The organism is Nevskiales bacterium (assembly GCA_035574475.1).
Classification (GTDB): domain Bacteria; phylum Pseudomonadota; class Gammaproteobacteria; order Nevskiales; family DATLYR01; genus DATLYR01.
In genome coordinates, this window is sequence record DATLYR010000016.1 from 1 (window position 1) to 19,492 (window position 19,492).

General features: G+C 69.2%; 19 protein-coding genes. 12 read left to right on the forward strand and 7 right to left on the reverse strand.

All coding sequences use genetic code 11. The features are described from left to right. The 8 genes from mnmG to VNJ47_00745 form a co-directional block, all read left to right on the forward strand. Positions 1 to 1,375, forward strand: a 1,375-nt coding sequence (mnmG, locus tag VNJ47_00710) for a tRNA uridine-5-carboxymethylaminomethyl(34) synthesis enzyme MnmG (protein ID HXG27355.1), incomplete at its 5' end; no start/stop codon positions are given. Positions 1,376 to 1,388: 13 nt separating this feature from the next. Continuing rightward, positions 1,389 to 3,041 carry a peptide ABC transporter substrate-binding protein gene (locus VNJ47_00715; GenBank protein HXG27356.1) on the forward strand — a complete coding sequence of 551 codons (1,653 nt, stop codon included), beginning with the start codon at positions 1,389 to 1,391 and terminating at the stop codon, positions 3,039 to 3,041. A gap of 117 nt (positions 3,042 to 3,158) precedes the next feature. Beyond that, positions 3,159 to 4,076: an oligopeptide ABC transporter permease OppB gene (oppB, locus tag VNJ47_00720; protein HXG27357.1), complete on the forward strand. Its 918-nt coding sequence runs from the start codon at positions 3,159 to 3,161 to the stop codon at positions 4,074 to 4,076. Continuing rightward, positions 4,073 to 4,924 carry an ABC transporter permease subunit gene (locus VNJ47_00725; protein HXG27358.1) on the forward strand — a complete coding sequence of 284 codons (852 nt, stop codon included), beginning with the start codon at positions 4,073 to 4,075 and terminating at the stop codon, positions 4,922 to 4,924. The genes oppB and VNJ47_00725 overlap by 4 nt, the downstream gene beginning before the upstream one ends. A gap of 114 nt (positions 4,925 to 5,038) precedes the next feature. Continuing rightward, the gene (locus VNJ47_00730; protein ID HXG27359.1) at positions 5,039 to 5,827 is read left to right on the forward strand and encodes an ABC transporter ATP-binding protein; all 789 of its coding nucleotides are present in this window, start codon (positions 5,039 to 5,041) and stop codon (positions 5,825 to 5,827) included. Continuing rightward, positions 5,824 to 6,843, forward strand: coding sequence for an oligopeptide/dipeptide ABC transporter ATP-binding protein (locus VNJ47_00735; protein HXG27360.1), 1,020 nt, complete (start codon positions 5,824 to 5,826; stop codon positions 6,841 to 6,843). The genes VNJ47_00730 and VNJ47_00735 overlap by 4 nt, the downstream gene beginning before the upstream one ends. Positions 6,844 to 6,908: 65 nt before the next feature. Then, positions 6,909 to 7,151, forward strand: coding sequence for a ribbon-helix-helix domain-containing protein (locus tag VNJ47_00740; protein HXG27361.1), 243 nt, complete (start codon positions 6,909 to 6,911; stop codon positions 7,149 to 7,151). After that, positions 7,136 to 7,477 (forward strand): type II toxin-antitoxin system PemK/MazF family toxin, encoded by a 342-nt coding sequence (locus VNJ47_00745; protein HXG27362.1) that lies wholly within the window; start codon positions 7,136 to 7,138, stop codon positions 7,475 to 7,477. The genes VNJ47_00740 and VNJ47_00745 overlap by 16 nt, the downstream gene beginning before the upstream one ends. Before the next feature lie 44 nt (positions 7,478 to 7,521). Here VNJ47_00745 and VNJ47_00750 read toward each other — a convergent pair whose 3' ends face one another. After that, positions 7,522 to 8,301 carry a M48 family metallopeptidase gene (locus VNJ47_00750; protein ID HXG27363.1) on the reverse strand — a complete coding sequence of 260 codons (780 nt, stop codon included), beginning with the start codon at positions 8,299 to 8,301 and terminating at the stop codon, positions 7,522 to 7,524. A 118-nt stretch (positions 8,302 to 8,419) separates the two neighbouring features. Between VNJ47_00750 and VNJ47_00755 the strand changes: the two genes are divergently transcribed. Together VNJ47_00755 and VNJ47_00760 are read left to right on the forward strand one after the other, a co-directional pair. Then, positions 8,420 to 9,244 (forward strand): hypothetical protein, encoded by an 825-nt coding sequence (locus VNJ47_00755; protein ID HXG27364.1) that lies wholly within the window; start codon positions 8,420 to 8,422, stop codon positions 9,242 to 9,244. Between the two features lie 67 nt (positions 9,245 to 9,311). Then, positions 9,312 to 9,500, forward strand: a complete 189-nt coding sequence (locus tag VNJ47_00760) for a DUF6726 family protein (protein HXG27365.1) — start codon at positions 9,312 to 9,314, stop codon at positions 9,498 to 9,500. 2 nt (positions 9,501 to 9,502) lie between these two features. On the opposite strand, the gene VNJ47_00765 is transcribed toward VNJ47_00760, so the two are convergent. Together VNJ47_00765 and VNJ47_00770 are read right to left on the reverse strand one after the other, a co-directional pair. Then, on the reverse strand, positions 9,503 to 10,249 hold the full coding sequence (locus VNJ47_00765) for a M48 family metallopeptidase (GenBank protein HXG27366.1): 747 nt from the start codon (positions 10,247 to 10,249) through the stop codon (positions 9,503 to 9,505). 84 nt (positions 10,250 to 10,333) lie between these two features. After that, the gene (locus tag VNJ47_00770) at positions 10,334 to 11,149 is read right to left on the reverse strand and encodes an SDR family oxidoreductase (protein ID HXG27367.1); all 816 of its coding nucleotides are present in this window, start codon (positions 11,147 to 11,149) and stop codon (positions 10,334 to 10,336) included. Positions 11,150 to 11,247: 98 nt separating this feature from the next. On the opposite strand from VNJ47_00770, the gene uvrD reads away from it, so the two are divergent. Both uvrD and VNJ47_00780 read left to right on the forward strand, forming a co-directional pair. After that, on the forward strand, positions 11,248 to 13,446 hold the full coding sequence (gene uvrD, locus VNJ47_00775; GenBank protein ID HXG27368.1) for a DNA helicase II: 2,199 nt from the start codon (positions 11,248 to 11,250) through the stop codon (positions 13,444 to 13,446). A gap of 59 nt (positions 13,447 to 13,505) precedes the next feature. Beyond that, entirely contained in the window at positions 13,506 to 14,519 is a 1,014-nt protein-coding gene (locus VNJ47_00780; GenBank protein ID HXG27369.1) for a DUF3187 family protein, read from the forward strand. A 188-nt stretch (positions 14,520 to 14,707) separates the two neighbouring features. On the opposite strand, the gene VNJ47_00785 is transcribed toward VNJ47_00780, so the two are convergent. The 4 genes from VNJ47_00785 to VNJ47_00800 all read right to left on the reverse strand — a co-directional run. After that, positions 14,708 to 15,235: an SPOR domain-containing protein gene (locus VNJ47_00785; GenBank protein HXG27370.1), complete on the reverse strand. Its 528-nt coding sequence runs from the start codon at positions 15,233 to 15,235 to the stop codon at positions 14,708 to 14,710. A 10-nt stretch (positions 15,236 to 15,245) separates the two neighbouring features. Then, a complete protein-coding gene (gene argS, locus VNJ47_00790) occupies positions 15,246 to 17,039 on the reverse strand; it encodes an arginine--tRNA ligase (protein HXG27371.1) in 1,794 nt (597 codons plus the stop codon). 58 nt (positions 17,040 to 17,097) lie between these two features. Next, the gene (locus VNJ47_00795) at positions 17,098 to 18,471 is read right to left on the reverse strand and encodes a DUF3999 domain-containing protein (GenBank protein HXG27372.1); all 1,374 of its coding nucleotides are present in this window, start codon (positions 18,469 to 18,471) and stop codon (positions 17,098 to 17,100) included. Beyond that, on the reverse strand, positions 18,468 to 19,492 hold a 1,025-nt coding region (locus VNJ47_00800), incomplete at its 5' end, for a DUF2339 domain-containing protein (GenBank protein ID HXG27373.1). The genes VNJ47_00800 and VNJ47_00795, both read right to left, overlap by 4 nt.

Consider the following 19,492-nt stretch of genomic DNA (forward strand, 5'->3'; position numbering starts at 1 on the left):
CGCCGGCCGCATCCACGTCGGCCTGACCCATTACGCCGGCGGCCGCGCCGGCGACCCGCCCTCCAACGCCCTGGCCGAGCGCCTGCGCGCGCTGCCGTTCCGCGTCGGCCGGCTGAAGACCGGCACACCGCCGCGCCTGGACGGCCGCAGTATCGACTGGTCGCGGCTGGAAACGCAGCCCGGCGACGAGCCGCGGCCGGTGTTCTCCTTCCTGGGCAGCGCCGACGAGCACCCCCGCCAGGTGCCCTGCCACATCACCTATACGAATGCGCGTACCCACGCGATCATCAAGGGTGGCCTGGACCGCTCGCCGATGTACACCGGCGTGATCGAGGGTGTGGGCCCGCGCTACTGCCCGTCGGTGGAGGACAAGGTGATGCGCTTCGCCGACAAGGAACGCCACCAGATCTTTCTCGAGCCCGAGGGCCTCGACACCTCCGAGATCTATCCCAACGGCATCTCCACCAGTCTGCCGTTCGACGTGCAGGTCGCGCTGGTGAATTCCATCGAAGGCCTGGAGCGGGCGCGCATCGTGCGGCCGGGCTATGCCATCGAGTATGACTATTTCGATCCGCGCGACCTGCAATACTCGCTGGAGACGAAATTCATCGAGGGCCTGTTCTTCGCCGGCCAGATCAACGGCACTACCGGCTACGAGGAGGCCGCCGCGCAGGGCCTGCTCGCGGGCCTGAACGCCGCACTCAGGGCGCAGGGCGCCCCGGCCTGGTGGCCGCAACGACACGAGGCTTACATCGGCGTGCTGGTGGACGACCTCATCACGCGCGGCACGAGCGAGCCCTACCGCATGTTCACCTCCCGTGCCGAGTACCGCCTCTTGCTGCGCGAGGACAACGCCGACCTGCGCCTGACCGAGACCGGCCGCCGGCTCGGCCTGGTGGACGATCTGCGCTGGGCAGCGTTCAGCGCCAAGCGCGCGGCGATCGAGCAGGAGACGGCACGGCTGGCGCGCACCCGCGTACGGCTGGCGGATGGCGCGAACGTGAGCGTACTCGAGGCACTGCGCCGGCCGGAAATCACTTACGCCAGCCTCATGGCCCTGCCCGAGGCCGGCCCCGGCGTGGCGGATGCGAAGGTCGCGGAGCAGGTCGAGATCCAGTGCAAGTATGCCGGCTACATCGCGCGCCAGCAGGACGAGATCGCGCGCGCGCGATTGTACGAAGACAGCGCCATCCCGTCCGATCTCGATTATGCACAGGTCGCCGGCTTGTCCAACGAGGTGCGGCAGAAGCTCAGCGCCCAGCGACCCGCCACCCTCGGCCAGGCTGGCCGCATCCCGGGCGTGACGCCGGCGGCGGTGTCGATCCTGCTGGTGCACCTGAAGAAAAACGGCGCGCGGCTGCAGCGATCCGCCTGATAAGATGACGGCCATGCCGATTCGCGCCGTCTGCTCCGCATTCCTGTCCGTCGTCCTGGTCCTGCTCGCCGCCTGCAGCCGCGGCGGCGAGGGCGAGGAACTGCCCATCCGCGTGACTGCGCCGGCGACCCTGCCGGACGGGCGCAGCCTGTTGCGCCGGGGCAATGGCGCCGAGCCGGAGTCGCTCGACCCGCACAAGGCCCAGAGCACCACCTCGTCCAACATCCTGCGCGACCTGTATGAAGGGCTGGTCAGCGAGGCGCCCGACGGCACCCTGATCCCGGGCGTGGCCGAGCGCTGGGAAATCTCCGAGGACGGCACCGTTTACACCTTCTACCTGCGCGAGAACGCCAGGTGGTCGAACGGCGAGCCGGTCACGGCCGAGGACTTCGTTTACAGTCTGCGCCGCAGCGTGGATCCGGCCACCGGCTCCAGCTACTCCGCCATCCTGTCGCCGATCCTGAACGCCGGCGAGATCATCGCCGGCCGGCAGCCGCCGGCGGCGCTGGGCGTGGAGGCGCTGGACGCGCGCACGCTGCGCATCCGGCTCAAGGCGCCGACGCCCTATTTCATCGGCCTGCTGGCGCATGCCAGCAGCTATCCCGTGTACCGCCCGGCGGTGGAGGCGCATGGCGATCGCTTCACCCAGCCCGGCAACGCCGTCAGCAATGGCGCCTATGCGATCAAGGAATGGGTGGCGCTGTCGCATGTGCTGGCCGAGCGCAATCCGCACTACTGGGACAACGCCAACACCCGGATCGATGCGGTGAAGTTCCTCGTCATCGACAACGCCGAGGCCGAGTTCAAGCGCTACCTCGCCGGCGAACTCGACATGACCGAGACCGTGCCCATCCCGCGCCTGGACTGGGCCCGGCGGCGGCTGCCGGCGGAATACCGGACCCACCCGTCCATCAGTACCTATTACTACGGCCTGAACCTGGAGCGGCCGCCGTTCAAGGACAACCCGAAGCTGCGCCGCGCGCTGTCCATGGCGCTGGACCGCGAGACGCTGGTGGAGAAGGTCACGCGCGGCGGCGAGATCCCGGCCTATGGCTGGGTGCCGCCCGGGATCATGAACTACACGATGCAGAAACCCGACTGGGCCGACTGGCCGCGCGAACGGCGCCTGGCCGAGGCCAAGCGCCTGTATGAGCAGGCCGTGCCGCCGGAACAGCGGCCGCTCAGCATCGAGCTGCGCTACAACACCAGCGAGGGCCACAAGAAGATCGCGGCCGCGGTGGCGGCGATGTGGAAATCCGCGCTGGGCCTCAAGGTCACCCTCATCAACGAGGAGTGGAAGGTCCTGCTGCAGAACGTCAACGCCAAGAAGGTGACGCAGGTGTACCGCGCCGGCTGGGTCGGCGACTACAACGACGCCTTCACCTTCGCCGAGCTGATGCACTCGCGTTTCGGCCTCAACGGCACCGGCTACGCCAACCCGCAGTACGACGCGCTGGTGGACGCGGCCTCGGTGGAGCCGGACCTCGCCCGGCGCCGCGAGCTGCTGGAGGCCGCCGAGCGCCAGCTGCTCGCCGACCAGCCGCTGATCCCGGTGTATTTCTACGTCAACAAGCGCATGGTCAAGCCCTACGTGAAGGGCTATGTCGGCAACATCATGAACCACCACGCCAGCAAGCACCTGTGGATTGAGTCACATGCAAAGTAGTGCTCAGGCGATCGAATCCGTCACCCCGGCGAAAGCCGGGGTCCAGGGCCTTTGTGATGACAGGCGCTGGATTCCGGCTTGCGCCGGAATGACGAATAGCGCGAGCTGCACGCACCCATGCTGAGCTACTCCCTGCGCCGCGCGCTGGGCGCGATCCCGACGCTGTTCGTGCTGCTCACGATCGCGTTCTTCATGATCCGCCTCGCGCCGGGCGGGCCGTTCGACGCCGAGCGCAAGCTGCCGGCCGAGATCGAGGCCAATCTCAACCAGAAGTACCACCTCGACGAGCCGTTATACCGGCAGTACGGCCGCTACCTGTGGAACATCGCGCGCGGCGACTTCGGGCCGTCCTTCCAGTACCGCGACCTGACCGTCAACCAGCTCATCGCCGACGGCTTTCCGGTCTCGCTGCGGCTCGGGCTGCTGGCGATGCTGGTGGCGCTGCTCTTCGGCATCGGCTTCGGCACGCTGGCCGCGCTGCGCCAGAACCAGGCCACCGATTACGGGGTGATGGGCATCGCCATGCTGGGTATCTCCATCCCCAATTTCGTGCTGGCGCCGCTGCTGGTGCTGGGCCTGGCCGTGTACCTCGACTGGCTGCCGGCCGGGGGGCTCGACAGCTGGAGGCACTACCTGCTGCCGGTGTTGGCACTGGCCATGCCGCAGCTGGCTTACATCGCGCGGTTGACGCGCGGCAGCATGATCGAGGTGCTGCGTTCCAACTTCGTGCGCACCGCGCGCGCCAAGGGCCTGCCGACGCACCTCGTCATCCTGCGCCACGCCATGCCGGCGGCGCTGGTGCCGGTGGTGTCCTTCCTAGGGCCGGCCACCGCCGGCATCATCACCGGCTCGGTGGTGATCGAGAGCGTGTTCGGCATCCCCGGCCTGGGCCGCTACTTCGTGCAGGGCGCGCTCAACCGCGACTACACCCTGGTGATGGGCGTGGTGCTGTTCTACGGCATGCTCATCATCCTGTTCAACTTCCTGGTGGACCTGCTGTACGCCTGGCTCGACCCGCGAGTCAAGTATTCATGAGCGCAAACGCACTCTGGGGCGATGCCTGGCAGCGGCTGCGCCACAACAAGGCGGCGCTGGCCAGCGCGCTGATCCTGGCGCTCATGCTGCTGCTGGTGCTCATCGGGCCCTTCGTCAGCCCGCACAGCGGCGACGCCATCGACTGGGAATACATCTGGGGCGCGCCCAGCCTGGAGAACCACCACTGGTTCGGCACCGACAGCCTGGGCCGCGACGTGTTCGTGCGCGTGCTGCAGGGCGGGCAGATCTCGCTGATGGTCGGCATCGTCTCGACCCTGGTGAGCCTGCTGGTCGGCGTGAGCTACGGCGCCATCGCCGGCTATTTCGGCGGGCGCGTGGACAGCGTCATGATGCGCATTGTCGATATCCTCTACGCGCTGCCGTTCCTGTTCTTCGTCATCCTGCTGATGGTGTTCTTCGGCCGGCACCTGCTGCTGATTTTCATCGCCATCGGCCTGGTCAACTGGCTGGACATGGCGCGCATCGTGCGCGGGCAGACGCTGTCGCTCAAGCGCCGCGAATTCATCGAGGCGGCCTGGATGGCCGGCGCGCGCGACGAGCAGGTGATCAAGCGCCACATCGTGCCCAACCTGCTCGGCGTGGTGGTCGTCTACGTCACGCTCACCATCCCGCAGGTGATTCTGGTGGAGTCCTTCCTGAGCTTCCTGGGGCTGGGCGTGCAGGAGCCGGCCACCTCCTGGGGTGCGCTGGTTAACGAAGGCGCGCAGGAAATGGACACCGCGCCCTGGCTGCTGGTATTCCCGGCGGGCTTCCTGGCGGTGACGCTGTTCTGCTTCAACTTCATCGGCGACGGGTTGCGCGATGCGCTGGATCCCAAAGACCGCTGAATCGGTGCCCATGGCGCCCGTCATGCCGGCGAAGGCCGGCATCCAGTGCCTTCAAAGTCGCTGGACCCCGGCTTGCGCCGGGGTGACGACCCTGGAATCAGCACAGGCCTGAACATGCTGCTCGAAGTCAACAGCCTGAGCGTGACTTTCCGCCGCGGCCGCGAGCGGATCGAGGCCGTGCGCGACGTCAGCTTCGCGCTGGCGCAGGGCGAGACGCTCGGCATCGTCGGCGAATCCGGCTCCGGCAAGAGCCAGACCGTGCTGGCCCTGCTCGGCCTGACCGACGCCAACGGCGAGGTGCGCGGCTCGGCGCGCTTCGAGGGCCAGGAACTGATCGGCCTGCCGCCGCGCGCGCTCAACCGCATCCGCGGCCGCCGCATCGCCATGATCTTCCAGGACCCGATGACCTCGCTGAATCCGCATCTGCGCATCGGCACGCAGATGGCCGAGGTGCTGGCGCTGCATAAGGGGCAGACCGGTGCGGCGGCGCGCGAACGCTGTGCGGAAATGCTGGAACGCGTGCGCATCTCGGATCCGGCGCGGCGGCTGAACCAGTACCCGCACGAACTGTCCGGCGGCATGCGCCAGCGCGTGATGATCGCCATGAGCCTGCTGTGCGAGCCCGCGCTGCTGGTGGCCGACGAGCCGACCACCGCGCTCGACGTCACCGTGCAGGCCGAGATCCTCGACCTCATGCGCGAGCTGCGCGAGCGCTTCGAGATGGCGATGATCCTGATCACGCACGACCTCGGCGTGGTGGCCGGCAACTGCGACCGCGTGCTGGTGATGCAGGACGGCCGCGTCATCGAAAGCGGCGTCGCCGAGGAGATCTTCTACGCGCCGCGGCAGGCGTACACGCGCGCGCTGCTCGCCGCCGTGCCGCGCCTGGACGTCGCCCTGTGAGCGCCCGCCCGCATCCGTTGCTGCTGGTGCGCCAGCTGGCCGTGCACTACCCGCTGCCGGCGCGCCGGCCCTGGCAGGCGCCGCTGTGGCTGAAGGCGGTGGAGGGCGTGAACTTCGACCTCGAGCCCGGCGAGACGCTCGGCATCGTCGGCGAGTCCGGCTGCGGCAAGTCCACGCTGGCGCGCGCGCTGGTCGGCCTGCAGCCGGCCGCGGCCGGCGCGGTCATCCTCGACGGCACCGACGTCACGCGCCTCGGCGAGGAGGCGCGGCGCGCGATCCGGCGCCACATCCAGCTGGTGTTCCAGGACCCGCTCGCCAGCCTCGACCCGCGCATGACGGTGGGCGAGATCCTGAGCGAGCCGCTGGAGAACCTGTGCCCGGAGCTGGATGCCGCCGCGCGCGAGGCGCGCGTGCGCGAGATGCTGGAGCGCGTCGGGCTGCTGCCCGAGCACCTGCAGCGCTACCCGCATGAGTTCTCCGGCGGCCAGTGCCAGCGCATCGGCATCGCCCGCGCGCTGGTGGTGCGCCCGCGCGTGCTGGTCTGCGACGAGGCGGTGAGCGCGCTGGACGTCTCGATCCGCGCGCAGATCGTGGCCCTGCTGCAAGACCTGCAGCAGGCGATGGGCCTGGGCCTGGTGTTCATCGCGCATGACCTGGCGGTGGTACGCCAGATCAGCCACAAGGTGATGGTGATGTACCTGGGCCGCGTGATGGAGCAGGCGCCGGTCGAGGACCTGTTCGCCTACCCGCGCCACCCCTACACCAAGGCGCTGCTGTCGGCGGTGCCGGTGCCCGACCCGCAGATCGAGCGCAGCCGCCAGCGCATCATCCTGCACGGCGAGCTGCCCTCACCGGCCGAGCCGCCCAGCGGCTGCCTGTTCCGCACGCGCTGCCATTTCGCGCACGACCGCTGCGCGCGCGAAATCCCCAACCTGCGCCTGCTGCGCCCCACGCGCACCGGCGTGGCCTGTCACTACGCGGAAGAGATCGAACGGGCCGGCGGTGCGCCACGGTAGCCGCCGGGCCTGGTTGGCAAGCCGGGCAGAACATGCGGTATGATTTTCATCATACTGAGTAACCCATGCGCACTGCTAAAATTGCCATCACGATTGACGACGCACAGCTGCGGCGCATCGATCAGCTGGTCCGCGCCCGCAAGTTTGCGAACCGCAGTCGCGCAATCCAGGAGGCCGTGCGCGAAAAACTCGAACGCATGGAACGTGGGCGCCTGGCGCAGGAATGCGCCAAACTCCAGCCGGCGGAAGAACAGGCGCTGGCCGACGAAGGACTGGCAAAGGATCTTGCCGAATGGCCCGAATCCTGAGGGGCGATATTTACTGGGCCGAACTCAACCCCACGGTTGGACATGAACAGTCCGGGCGCCGGCCTGTTGTCGTCGTCAGCGCAGATATCTTCAATGAGCGCTCCGGCACGGTCATTGCCATGGCGCTCACCAGTCAACCCCAGCGCGCCGGGTTTCCGCTGACGCTGGAACTCAAGCCGACCAGGGCCGGCAAGCCTGCGTGGGTCAAGATCAGCCAGATACGCACCCTTTCCGTCCAGCGACTGGGCAGGAAACTGGGTCGCGTCGGTTCCGCCGAACTCGACCGGCTGGTCGAAGGGCTCAACGAGATCATCGGCGAGAAATAAATTAACCCCTCGTCATTCCGGAGAAGGACGGCCGGTAGTCCAATTTAGCCGCACTTCGGCTTCTTGCCGGCCACGCGCGCGGCGTCGTAGAGCTTGAGCGCCTCGGGCATGCGCTTCTGCAGGTCTTCGATACGCGTGTCGTGCGAGGGGTGGGTTGAGAGGAACTCCGGCGGCGCGCCGCCGCCGGCCTGGGCCATGTTCTGCCACAGCGTCACCGCCTCGCGCGGATCGAAGCCCGCGCGCGCCATGGTGTCGAGCCCGAGCAGGTCGGCCTCACTCTCCTGTGCGCGGCCGAACGGTAGCAGGATGCCGACCTGGGTGCCGAGGCCGAGCAGCGCCATTGCGTTCTGTCCGGCGCTGGTGCCGCCGTAGATCGCGTCCACGATGTTCAGGCCGGCCTGCGCGGCAAAGGCCGTGGACACGCGCTCGTTGGCGTGCTGTGCGGTGACGTGCGCGATCTCGTGGCCGATGACTGCGGCGAGCTGGTCCTGGCTGCGCGCCACCCGCAGCAGGCCGGTATAGACGCCGATCTTGCCGCCGGGCAGCGCGAAGGCATTGGCGGCCTTGTCCTCGAACACCACCACCTCCCAGGCCTGGTCGCCCGGGACCTCGCGGGTCAGGGCGCCGGCGATGCAGGTCACATAGGCGTTCTGCTTGCCGTCCTTCGATTCCGGGGTTTTCTCGCGCGTCTCCTGGAAGGCCGCGGCGCCCATCTGCGCCATCTCGCCTTCCGGGAAGAAGCGCAGCGTCTTGCGCCCCAGCGGCGAGGTGGCGCAGGCGGTGAGCAGGGCCAGGGCGAGCAGGCCAGGGAGCGGATTTTTCATGCGCGCGGGTTTCACAGGCGATCACGGATTATCTTTGACTTCGCCATCCCCTGAAAGTCCGCGCGCCCGACCGGGGTGTATCCTGTCCCGCATGCGCCGGACTTTGTGCTTTTGCATCATGGCCTTGGCCTGCCTGCACGGGAGCCTGGCGCGGGCTGCCCCGGCCGCCGCCGCGCTGGTCGGCGACTGGTACAACACCGATTACGGCGTGTACCCGGAATTCGCCGTGCTGAGCCTGACGGCCGATGGTCGCGCCGCCATCACCGGGCTGGATGGACGCAGGCGCCAGGGGGATTACGTACTGCGGCCCGACGGCCGCCTCGTGATCCGCATGGCGGACGATGCCACGCCGAACCTGCTCAGGGTTATTATCGATACCGTGCCGCGGCTGCAGGGCGAGCGGCTGGAGTTGCGGGCACGCCAGCGAGTCTTCCATCTCTCGCGTGCGCCCTGGCTCAAGGCTGAAGTGGACAAGGCCATCGTGCGTGCGCGCGAAAAGGCGCGCGCCCGGCCGGCGCCACCGCAAAAAGCCGCCGCGACGGCATCCAAAACCCGCGACACGGCGCCGAAGCCGGCGCCGGCGATCAGAGCGATATGGCCGCGCCTGAGCGGGGATGGTGCGGGCACGCAAGGCTGCGGCCCGCCGGTGATGGAACATCTGCACGACGCCGGCTGGCGGCTGGTGGACAGTCCCGCACAGGCGGACGCGATCGCGGACATCGAGCTGTCCGGGATCGAGTACGAGCGCAGCATCTGGGTCGGCCGCTATTACCGGATCAATTACCGCATCCGGCTGACGCGCGCCCGTGACGCTGTCCTGCTGGGCGTTGAAGAGGGCGCCGAGCGCGCTACCGGCGAAGGCTGGTTCGAGGCCTGCCGCGATGTGGCCGAGGAAATCGCCGAAGAACTGGCCGATCTGGTCGAGGCGGCGCAGGAGGACTAGCCGGATTGTCCGCCAGCGCCCGGCTTGCTAGCCTGAATTCGCCAAGACCCCTGCTCCGGAGACTGTCATGAACCTGACGAAAGCCCTGGCCGTACTGCTGCTCGCCGCGACCCTCAGCGGCTGCGTCCTGACCAAGCTGGTGACCGTGCCGATGCGCGTGGTCGGTGCGGTGGTGTCGATCGTGCCGGTGGCCGGCAACGCGGCGCACGACGGCATCGACGCCGCCGCCGACGCGGTCGACGAGGTGCCGATCTAAGTTCAGCCGCAGCGCGGCTTGCTCGCAGCCTGGTACAGCGGCAGCACCGTCGGGACGCGGTGTTCCAGGTCGCGGATGCGCTGCTGGTGCGAGGGGTGCGTGGACAGGAAGGCCGGCGGGCCCTTGCCGGTGGATTTCTGCATGTTGCGCCACAGCTGCACCGCGGCGCGCGGGTCGAAGCCGGCGCGCGCCATCAGCTTGAGGCCGATCTCGTCCGCCTCGCTTTCCTGCTTGCGGCCGAAGGGCAGCAGCACGCCGTACTGGGTGCCCAGGCCCAGCCCGGCCATGATGTAGGGCGAGCTTTTCCTGCCGCTGATGAACAGCTCCACCGCCTGCAGGCCCAGCTTGCTCACCACCTGGGCGGAGACGCGCTCGTTGCTGTGCCTGGCCTTCACGTGGCCGATCTCGTGGCCGATGACCGCCGCCAGCTGGTCCGGGGTCGTGGCGACCTTGAGCAGCCCGCGATAGACGCCGATCTTGTTGCCGGGCAGCGCGAAGGCGTTGGCCTCGTCCACGTCGAACACGGTGATCTCCCAGTTCCGGCGCCCGCCGGCCAGGTCGGTGAGCGGGCCGGCGACGCAGGCCACGCGCGCATTCAGCGCGGGGTCCTTCGAGATGGGCGTCTTGCTCTTGAGCTCGGCGTAGCTCTGCGCGCCCATGCTGGCCATCTGCTTCTCGGAGAACAGGGTGAAGGCGCCGGCGGCCGGCGACAGCAGGGCGAGAACGGTCAGGACCAGCACTGTGCGCATGGCGTGTGGGCGGTTTCCGCGGTGCGGGAACGGGCTCATTTCACCCCCGGCCTCGTGAACTGCGGCTGAACAGGGTTGCGTGCTTCAGCTCAGCAGTGCCTGCCGGATCATCGCCTGCCAGGCGGCGTCCGGCAGCACGCGGCGCAGCGCCAGCATGCTCCTGGCATCGCTGCCGACCGGATAGCGCAGGCGCCACGAGCCGTCGGTGGCGGCGCGGTAGATGGCCCGGGCGACGAGCTCGGGGCTGGCCCCTTTCTCGCCCGCCGCGTTCATGCGGCGCATGGCTTTGTCCACCAGTTCGTTGTATTCGGACAGCGCGCGGTCATGCGCCAGGTCCACGGAGCGGTCGTAGAAATCGGTCTTGATCGCGCCGGGCTCGACGATCTTCACGCGGATGCCGAGCGGGCGCAGCTCGAACTGCAGCGATTCCGAGAAGCCGTCCACGGCCCATTTGGTGGCGTGGTACACGCTGTAGAAGGGGAAGGTCAGGCGCCCGCCCATCGAGGCCACGTTGATGACGGTGCCGGCCTTGTTGGCGCGGAAATGCGGCAGGAGGCGGCGCGTGACCTCCATCAGCCCGAAGACGTTGGTCTCGAACTGGCGCCGGATCCGCTCCAGGGTCATGGATTCGAAGCTGCCGGTCAGGCCGTAGCCGGCGTTGTTGACCACGGCATCGATGCGCCCGAAGCGTTTGAGCCCGGCGTCGATCGCAGCCTGGATCGAATCCGCGTCGGTGACGTCGAGCCTGGCCAGCATGACGTTGCCGGCGTCCTTGAGCTCGGTCTCCCGCTCCGGCGTGCGCATCGTCGCGACCACGTTCCAGCCCTGGTCGCGGAAGTGCCTCGCAGTGGCCTTGCCGATGCCGGTGGATGAGCCGGTGATCAATACGGTCTGTGCCATGACGAATCCCCCTTCCCGGATCAGCCAGAGTGTACGCCAAGCCCTCGGTCAGGGAACGCACGGCACTGCCCCGCTTACCGGGTTGCTAGAATGGCGCAGTGACTCCGCAGGACGACATCACCCCGCTGATCGAGCCGCTCAACCCCGCCCAGCGCGAGGCGGTGACGGCGCCGCCGGCCGACCTGCTGGTGCTGGCCGGCGCCGGCAGCGGCAAGACGCGCGTGCTGGTGCACCGCATCGCCTGGCTGATCCAGGTCGAGCGCGTATCGCCGCAAAGCCTGCTGGCGGTGACCTTCACCAACAAGGCCGCCGGCGAGATGCGCTCGCGCATCGAGCAGCTGATCGACGTCCCCGTGCGCGCGATGTGGGTCGGCACCTTCCACGGCATCGCGCACCGACTGCTGCGACTGCATTGGCGAGAAGCGGAACTGACCCAGAATTTCCAGATCCTCGACAGCGACGACCAGTACCGCCTGATCCGCCGCGTGCTGAAGTCGCTGGACATGGACGAGGCGCGCTGGCCGCCGCGCACGCTGCAGTGGTTCATCAATGCGCAGAAGGACGAGGGCCGCCGGCCGCAGCACATCGCCGCCAGCGGCGACTTCGCGCAGGAGCAGATGCTGCGCGTATACACCGCCTACGAGGAGGCCTGCCGCCGCGCCGGCGTGGTGGACTTCGCGGAACTCCTGCTGCGCGCGCACGAGCTGTGCCGCGACCACGCCGAGCTGCTGGCGCATTACCGGCGGCGTTTCCGGCACATCCTGGTGGACGAGTTCCAGGACACCAACACCCTGCAATACGCCTGGGTGCGGCTCATCGCCGGCCAGGGCGCGGAGCAATCGGCGCACGTGTTCGTGGTCGGCGACGACGACCAGAGCATCTACAGCTGGCGCGGCGCCAGGGTCGACAACATCGTGCGCTTCGGCAAGGACTTCCCGGGCGCCAGAATCGTGCGTCTGGAGCAGAACTACCGCTCCACCGGCACCATCCTCAAGGCGGCGAATGCGCTGATCGCGCACAACAGCGGGCGCATGGGCAAGGAGCTGTGGACCGACGGCGGCGAGGGCGAGCCCATCCAGGTCTATGCCGCGTTCAACGAGACCGACGAGGCCGGCTTCGTCATGGGCCGCATCCAGGACTGGCTCAACGGGGGCGGGCGGCGCGACGAGATCGCCATCCTGTACCGCTCCAACGCGCAGTCGCGCGTGTTCGAAGAGCGGCTGATGCAGCTCGGCATCCCCTACCGCGTCTATGGCGGCCTGCGCTTCTTCGAGCGCGCCGAAATCAAGGACGCGCTCGCCTACCTGCGCCTGCTGCAGAACCGCGACGACGATGCCGCCTTCGAGCGCGTGATCAACACGCCCGCGCGTGGCATCGGCGCCGCCACCGTGGATCGGCTGCGCCAGGCCGCGCGCGCGCAGAACGCATCGCTGTGGGCCGCGGCGCAACAGGCCGCCGCCGAGGGCGGCCGTGCCGGCGGCGCGCTCAAGACCTTCATCGCGCTCATCGAGGACATGAGCGCCGCCACGCAGGGCCTGCCGCTGGCCGAGCGCGTGCTGCAGGTGGTCGAGCGCAGCGGACTGGTGCCGCACTACCGCAAGGAAAAAGGCGAAGCCGGCGAGGCGCGGGTCGAGAACCTGGAGGAACTGGCCAATGCCGCGCGCAGCTTCGACTACCAGGAATCCGAGGGCCTCGAAGATCAGCTGGACCCCCTGACGGCCTTCCTGACCCATGCCGCGCTCGAGGCCGGCGAAACCCAGGGCGAGGCCGGCACCGACTGCGTGCAGCTGATGACGCTGCACTCGGCCAAGGGCCTGGAGTTTCCCGTCGTGTTCCTGGTCGGACTGGAGGAAGGCTTGTTCCCGCATCCGCGCGCCATCGAGGATGGCGGCCTCGAGGAGGAGCGCCGCCTGTGCTACGTCGGCATGACCCGCGCCATGCGCCGGCTGTATCTGTCGCACGCCGAGACCCGGCGCCTGCACGGCAGCGAGAGCCTGTGCACGCCCTCGCGTTTCCTGCGCGAGATCCCGCCGGAGCACCTGCAGGAGGTGCGGCCGCAGATCCATGTCAGCCGGCCGTTGGGCGGCTTCGGCGCGCGTGGCTTCGGTAGCGGCAGCCTGCGCAACGACCGTGTCGCCGGCCTGTCGCTCGGCCAGCGCGTGCTGCACCCGAGCTTCGGCGAGGGCGTGGTGCTGCAGTTCGAGGGCGACGGCGAACGCGCCCGCATCCAGGTGAATTTCGACGCCGCGGGAACGAAATGGCTGGTGGTCGGCTATGCGAAGCTGCAGCCGCTGTAGTAGGGTGCGCACAACGTCGAACAATCATCCAGCTGTTGCGGAATCGCAGGGAGGGGTCGATGGCGAGATCGGTCATGCGGGCGATCGTCGGGCTGGCGATGGCGATGTCCTGGATCGCTGCGACACGGGCCGAAACCGCGCCCGCACAGCCCGCCTTGCAGCCCTTCGCCACCTTCAACCAGTTCCAATTCCTGCAGCTGTTCGGGTTCCCGACCCTGCGCCATTACCAGGTGCTGCCGCCCGGCGCGCGCTCCTCGGATTTCGCCTTCGACCTCACCAATCACTTCGAGGAGAGGATCACGGGCACCGAGCAGTTAGTGGTGGACGGTGAGCTGCTGCACGCCACCCTCATCTTCCGCCAGGGCTTCGGCGACCACATGGAGTGGGCGCTGGAGGTGCCGCTGATGCGGCATTCGGGCGGCGTGCTCGATCACGTCATCGACGAATTCCACGACACCTTCGGCTTCGCTCGCGGCCGCCGCGCGGACGTGGAGGACGATCAGATCCGCTACCTCTATCGGCGCAACGGCGTGACCGAGGTGGATATCGACGACAACCAGGCCGGCGTCGGCGACGTCCGCGTGGTGCTGAGCCGGCAGCTGCAAGGGATGCCGCAGGGCCGCGGCGCTTCCGTGAGCGGACTGCTGAAGCTGCCGACCGGCGATCCGGACAAGCTGACCGGCAGTGGTGGTGCCGATGCGGCGCTGTGGTTCACCTACGGCGCGGAACCGGCCGGCTCGCGCTGGAGCTGGCTGGGCACGCTCGGCGCGCTCTACACCAGCGACGGCGACGTCCTCGAGGACTTGCGCCGGAACGGCGCCGTGTTCGGCAGCTACACGCTGGGCTGGCGCTGGACCGACGCCGTGCAGCTCAAGGGACAGGTCTACGCCCACTCCACGCTGTTCAGGGACACGGAGCTGAAGCCGCTGGACGAATTCGCGGTCCTGGGGATCATCGGCCTGGCCTGGCGCGTGACGCCGGCCATCGATCTGGATTTCGGCCTGGCCGAGGACCTGCACGAGGGCGCCTCGGCGGACATCAGCCTGCACTTCGCGGTCAGGAGAAGAATCTAGGGAAGTTCTGATTGTTTTCCGTCACCCCGGCGAAAGCCAGTACCCGTCGGCGGCATGGCGCCGACCTTGGAAAGGCTCTGGATTCCGGATCGCCCGCCTTTTCAAAGGCACTGGGCCCCGGCTTCCGCCGGGGCGACAGAAAACTGTCGGCTTGTCCGGAATGACAAAGATGTTTACGGGACACCACACTAGTTTGCCTTGATCAGTACGCCCTCGATGCGATTCTCGCGCAGCAGGCGCAGCTGCTCGTTGACCACCGCCAGATCCTTCTCCGGCGCCGTGCGCACGCGGTACCAGATGTGGCCGTTGGTGTCGGGCGGGGTCTTCTCGATGTGCGACTCCACGCCCAGCATGGCCATGCTGGCCTTGAGGCGGTCGGCGTCCTCGAAGGTGCGGAAGGAGCCGGCCTGGATGACGTAGGCACCGGGCTGCCGGGCCGGGTCGGATGACGGGGCCGGGGGCTTGGCACCGCCGCCCGGCACCTTGACCTCGTAATCGGGCAGCATCTCGTAGAAGTCGAAGCGCGTGTCGTCGCCGACCTCGGCCTCCTCCGGCGGCAGCGCGCGGCCGCTGTCCGGTAGCGGTTTGCGCAGGTACAGCGCGGTGGCCACCAGCAGGCCGGCGGTCAGGCCGACGAAGGCCCAGACCCAGCCCGGCATGCCGCTGCCGCGGGTGTTTTTCCGGCCGTTGCCACGGCCCGCGTAATCCTTGCCCATGTCCCTTCCTTTACATCGATGCCGGCGCGGAGACGCCCAGCAGGCCCAGCGCGTTGCGCAGCACGGTGCGCGTGGCCCAGATGAGCGCCAGGCGCGCGTTGCGCAAGGGCGCGTCGTCCACCAGGAACTGATGGGCATTGTAGTAGCTGTGGAAATCCTCGGCCAAATCGCGCAGGTAGTGCACCAGGCTGTGCGGGGCATACTGCTGGGCGGCCTGCTGCACGACTTCCGGGTAGCGGGCGAGGCGGGTCAGCAGCGCCTGCTCGTGCGGCTCGGTCAGCCGCTCGAGCGCGGCCCGTGCCGCCGTCTCGTCGTAGACGAAGCCCTTCTCGCGCAGCTGCTTCTCGACGCTGCAGATGCGCGCATGGGCGTATTGTACGTAGAACACCGGGTTCTCGTTGGTCTTCGAGCGCGCCAGCTCGATGTCGAACTCCAGGTGCTGATCGTTGCCGCGCAGCAGGTAGAAGAAGCGCGTGGCGTCCTTGCCGGCCTCGGCGACCAGGTCGTTGAAGGTGACGAAGTTGCCGCTGCGCTTGCCCATGCGCCCGGACGAGAGCGTGACGAACTGGATCAGCTGCACCTCGAGCACGTCGGTGCGGCCGGTCAGCGCCTCCAGCGCCGCGCGCACGCGCGCGATGTAGCCGTGGTGGTCGGCGCCCCACACGTCCAGCAGCTGTGCGGCTTGTACATCTCCGAGGCGGTCCAGCTTGTCCATGTGGTAGGCGATGTCGTTGCAGAAGTAGGTCGCGCTGCCGTCGGCCTTGATCAGCACGCGGTCCTTCTCGTCGCCGAACTCGGTGGTGCGCAGCCACTGCGCGCCGTCCTTCTCGTACACGTGGCCGGCCGCGCGCAGGCGCGCGATGGCCTGCTGCGCCCTGCCGCTCGCGACCAGCGCGCGCTCGGAGCTCCAGCGGTCGAAATGCACGCCGAAGGCGTCGAGCGTGGCGCGGATGGCGGCCAGCTGCTCGGCCAGCGCATGGTCCTGGAGCTGACGATAGCCAGGGCCGAGCAGCTGCTTCATGCGACTGATCAGCGCATCGGCGTGCGCCTCCTGCTGGGCCTTGAGGGCCTCCTTGTGCGCGTCGCTGGCTTCTTCCGGCGCGACCGGCTCGGCCGGCAGCGCGTGCATCACGGCGCTGGCCGGATGATGGAAGGCATCGCCGTGCCTGGCCTTCAGCGTCTGCGCGCTCGCGCGGATGTAGTCGCCGGGATAGCCGCGGCGCGGGAACGGCAGCGTCTCGCCGCAGAGTTCGAGGTAACGGATCCACACGCTGAGGGCGAGGATATCCGCCTGCCGGCCGGCGTCGTTGATGTAGTACTCGCGCGTGACGTCGTAGCCGATCGCCGCCAGCAGATTGGCGACGCTGTCGCCGTAGGCCGCGCCGCGGCCGTGGCCGACATGCATCGGGCCGGTCGGGTTGGCGGAGACGAATTCCACCAGCAGCTTGCGCCCCTGCCCGATCCGGCTGCGCCCATAGGCCTCGCCCTGGCGCAGGATGTCGCCGACCACCGCCTGGCTGGCGCCGGCGGCGAGGAAGAAATTGATGAAGCCGGGGCCGGCGATTTCGACCTTCGCCACCTGCGGCGAGGCCGGTAGCCTGGCCACGATGGCCTCGGCCAGCGCGCGCGGCTTCTGGCCGGCCGGTTTGGCCAGCTGCAGGGCGAGATTGCTGGCGAAGTCGCCGTTCCTGCCGTCGCGCGTGCGCTCGATCGCGATCTCGTCCGGCAGCGGCACGCCGGCCAGCGCGTCGTTCGCCAGCGCGGCCAGCGCCTGGCGCAGCAGGTCTTGCAGGTGGGCTTTCATCGAAATGGCGGCCGCCGTGGGCGGTGAACAGCCGCGCATTTTAAAGGAATCGCCCGGTTTATTCCTGCCGCAGCTTCCTCAGCAGGCTCAGCGCCATCGCCGCCACCAGCAGCGCGCCGGCAATCAGTACCGCCCAGAGCAGGATCTGGCGCAGCGGCGTGGGCTTGGGCAGGGGCTTCAAGACCTCGAGGTTGCCGCGCACCGGCATGACCAGGGCCTGCGCCTGCCCGGTCTGCTTGCTGCGCTCCTCCGCGCCCAGGTTCGCCAGCAGCGCATCGCAGCCGACCGCGGCCTGCAGCGGCACGCGCGCACTGCCGTAGGCCAGCTGGAACGGACCCTCGCCCTGGGCCAGGAAGCGCAGCCGTGCGGGCTGGTAGCCGAGCAGCAGCGTCGGCACGCTGCCGCGCAGGGTCTCCGCGCCGCGCTCCACCGCCAGCCGCCAGTAGCGGTCGTGGCTGGGTTCGAACTGCACCACGGTCTGGTTGCGCTGCGCGCTCTCGCTGGCGATCGCGAACACCTCGCCCTGCCAGCGCGTGCGCCAGGGCTGCGCCGGGTCGCTGCGGCTCTGCAGCCGCACGCCCAGCGCCATGTTGGTCGCCGGCAGCCGCACCTCGGCGCTGTGCACCGGCGCGCGCCGCCCCGCATCGAACCAGAACGCGGTTTCGGACTCGTTCTTGTCCGGCGGCAGGGCGCGCGTCTCGAACCAGGCCGGCGGCGCCAGTTCCGGCGCGGTGACGCGCTCGGCCACGGCGCTGCCGATGCGTGGCAGCGGCCCGCGCGCGCCGGCCTCGATGCGCAGGAAGCGGTAGGGGCGCTCGGGCAGCGGGATGCGCGCGCGCTGCAGCGAACGCCCGCCGGCCTGCGCGTGCAGCAGGGTCGCGCTCGGCATCAGCGTCATCCAGTGCGACAGGTCTTCGCTGCTGTGCAGGCTGATCGTGGCCTCGGAGGCCTGGTCCGCGCTCTGCCAGTCCAGGCGGATGGCGCGCAGCGGCTCCTCGCGCCCGCGCAGGTCGAGGATGTAGGCCACCGGCCCTTCCGGGCCGGCGCCGCGCGGCGCCGCGCCGTTGACGACGACGCTGGCGCCGTCCGCGGTGCGGACCTCGATGCGCCCGCCCTCGCCGGCGACCGGCGTGACGCCCGCCTGCAGGGCGAATGGCGTCAGCGTCTCCAGCAGCGGCTCGGGCTCGAGTGCCGGCGGCGCCGGGCACAGCGCATGCGGCACCACGCCGCCGTCGCGGTTGAACACGCGCAGGTCGCCCAATGCCGGGTCGAGCGCATTGGCGTACACCGCGTCCGGCAACGCCAGTTCCTGCAGCGGGCGGCCGTCGGTCTCCAGCGTCTGGCGCCAGGCGAAATCGCGCAGCGTGGGCGCCTCGGCGGCGTGGGCGGCGGAGAGGCACAGCAGGCCGGCGAGCGTGAGCAGGGTTTTCATGCGGCGGCTTCCTTGGCGGATTTGCGCGGCGGCAGCGGCGAGAAGTAGCCGGTGATCAGCATCAGGATGCCGACGGTGATGAAGGACACGATGCGCGTGATCGGGCTGCTGTCGTCGAGGTCGAAGAAAAACAGCTTGACCACCACCACGCCCATCAGGCCGGCACCGGCCAGCCAGGCCGTGCGCCAGCCGCGGCGCGTGGCCAGCAGCATCAGGCCGAAGCCGAGCAGGCCCCAGAAGATGGACAGCGCCGCGTGCACGCGGGCGTCGCCGCTGATGCCGGCGTAATCCAGCGGCGTGCCCATCAGGTAGTGCAGGCTGCGCACCAGCGAGGCGCTGAGCCACAACAGCACGCTTGCACCCAGCACGCCGATGAAGAGCTTGCGCTGCCCGAGGACGAGCGCCTGGCGCTGCGCGGCATCCAGCGCCAGCCACCAGGCCGCGCTGGCCAGCGCGCCGGCGGCGACCGCGACATCGAGCGGGTTCAGCACCGGCAGATAGGGCAGCCACAGGGGATCACCGTCGCTGCTCAGGTTGAGATAAGCGGTCCACAGCAACAGCCACGCGGCCAGTGGCGCCGCACCGCGCAGGCGGTAGACCTCGGCGTGCCGCGCCAGCGGCCAGCCGGGCACGGGCGGTTCGCGTGCAACGAGCCACAGCAGCAGCGCCGGCACCAGGCCCCAGGGCAAGGCGCGCCATACGCCGGCCGCCTGCTCGCCGGCCTGCCAGCTGGTCTCCCAGGCGAGCAGCAGGGCCAGCGCCCAGAACAGGCCCGCATGCAGCCAGCCGGCCAGCGTCGCACTCCAGCCATCCGGCGCCGCGTCCTGGCGGTACAGCAGCGCATAGCCGGCCAGCATCAGCAGCGGCCAGCCGGCCCAGCCCAGCTGCGCGGACGGATGGCCGCCGAGATCGGCGCTGGTAGCCAGGCCCAGCGCTACCGTTATCGGCAGCAGCACCAGCGCCGTTCGCGGCGGCAGCGGCCAGCGCATGCGCGCGCCGAAGGCGTGCAGCGCCAGCAGCG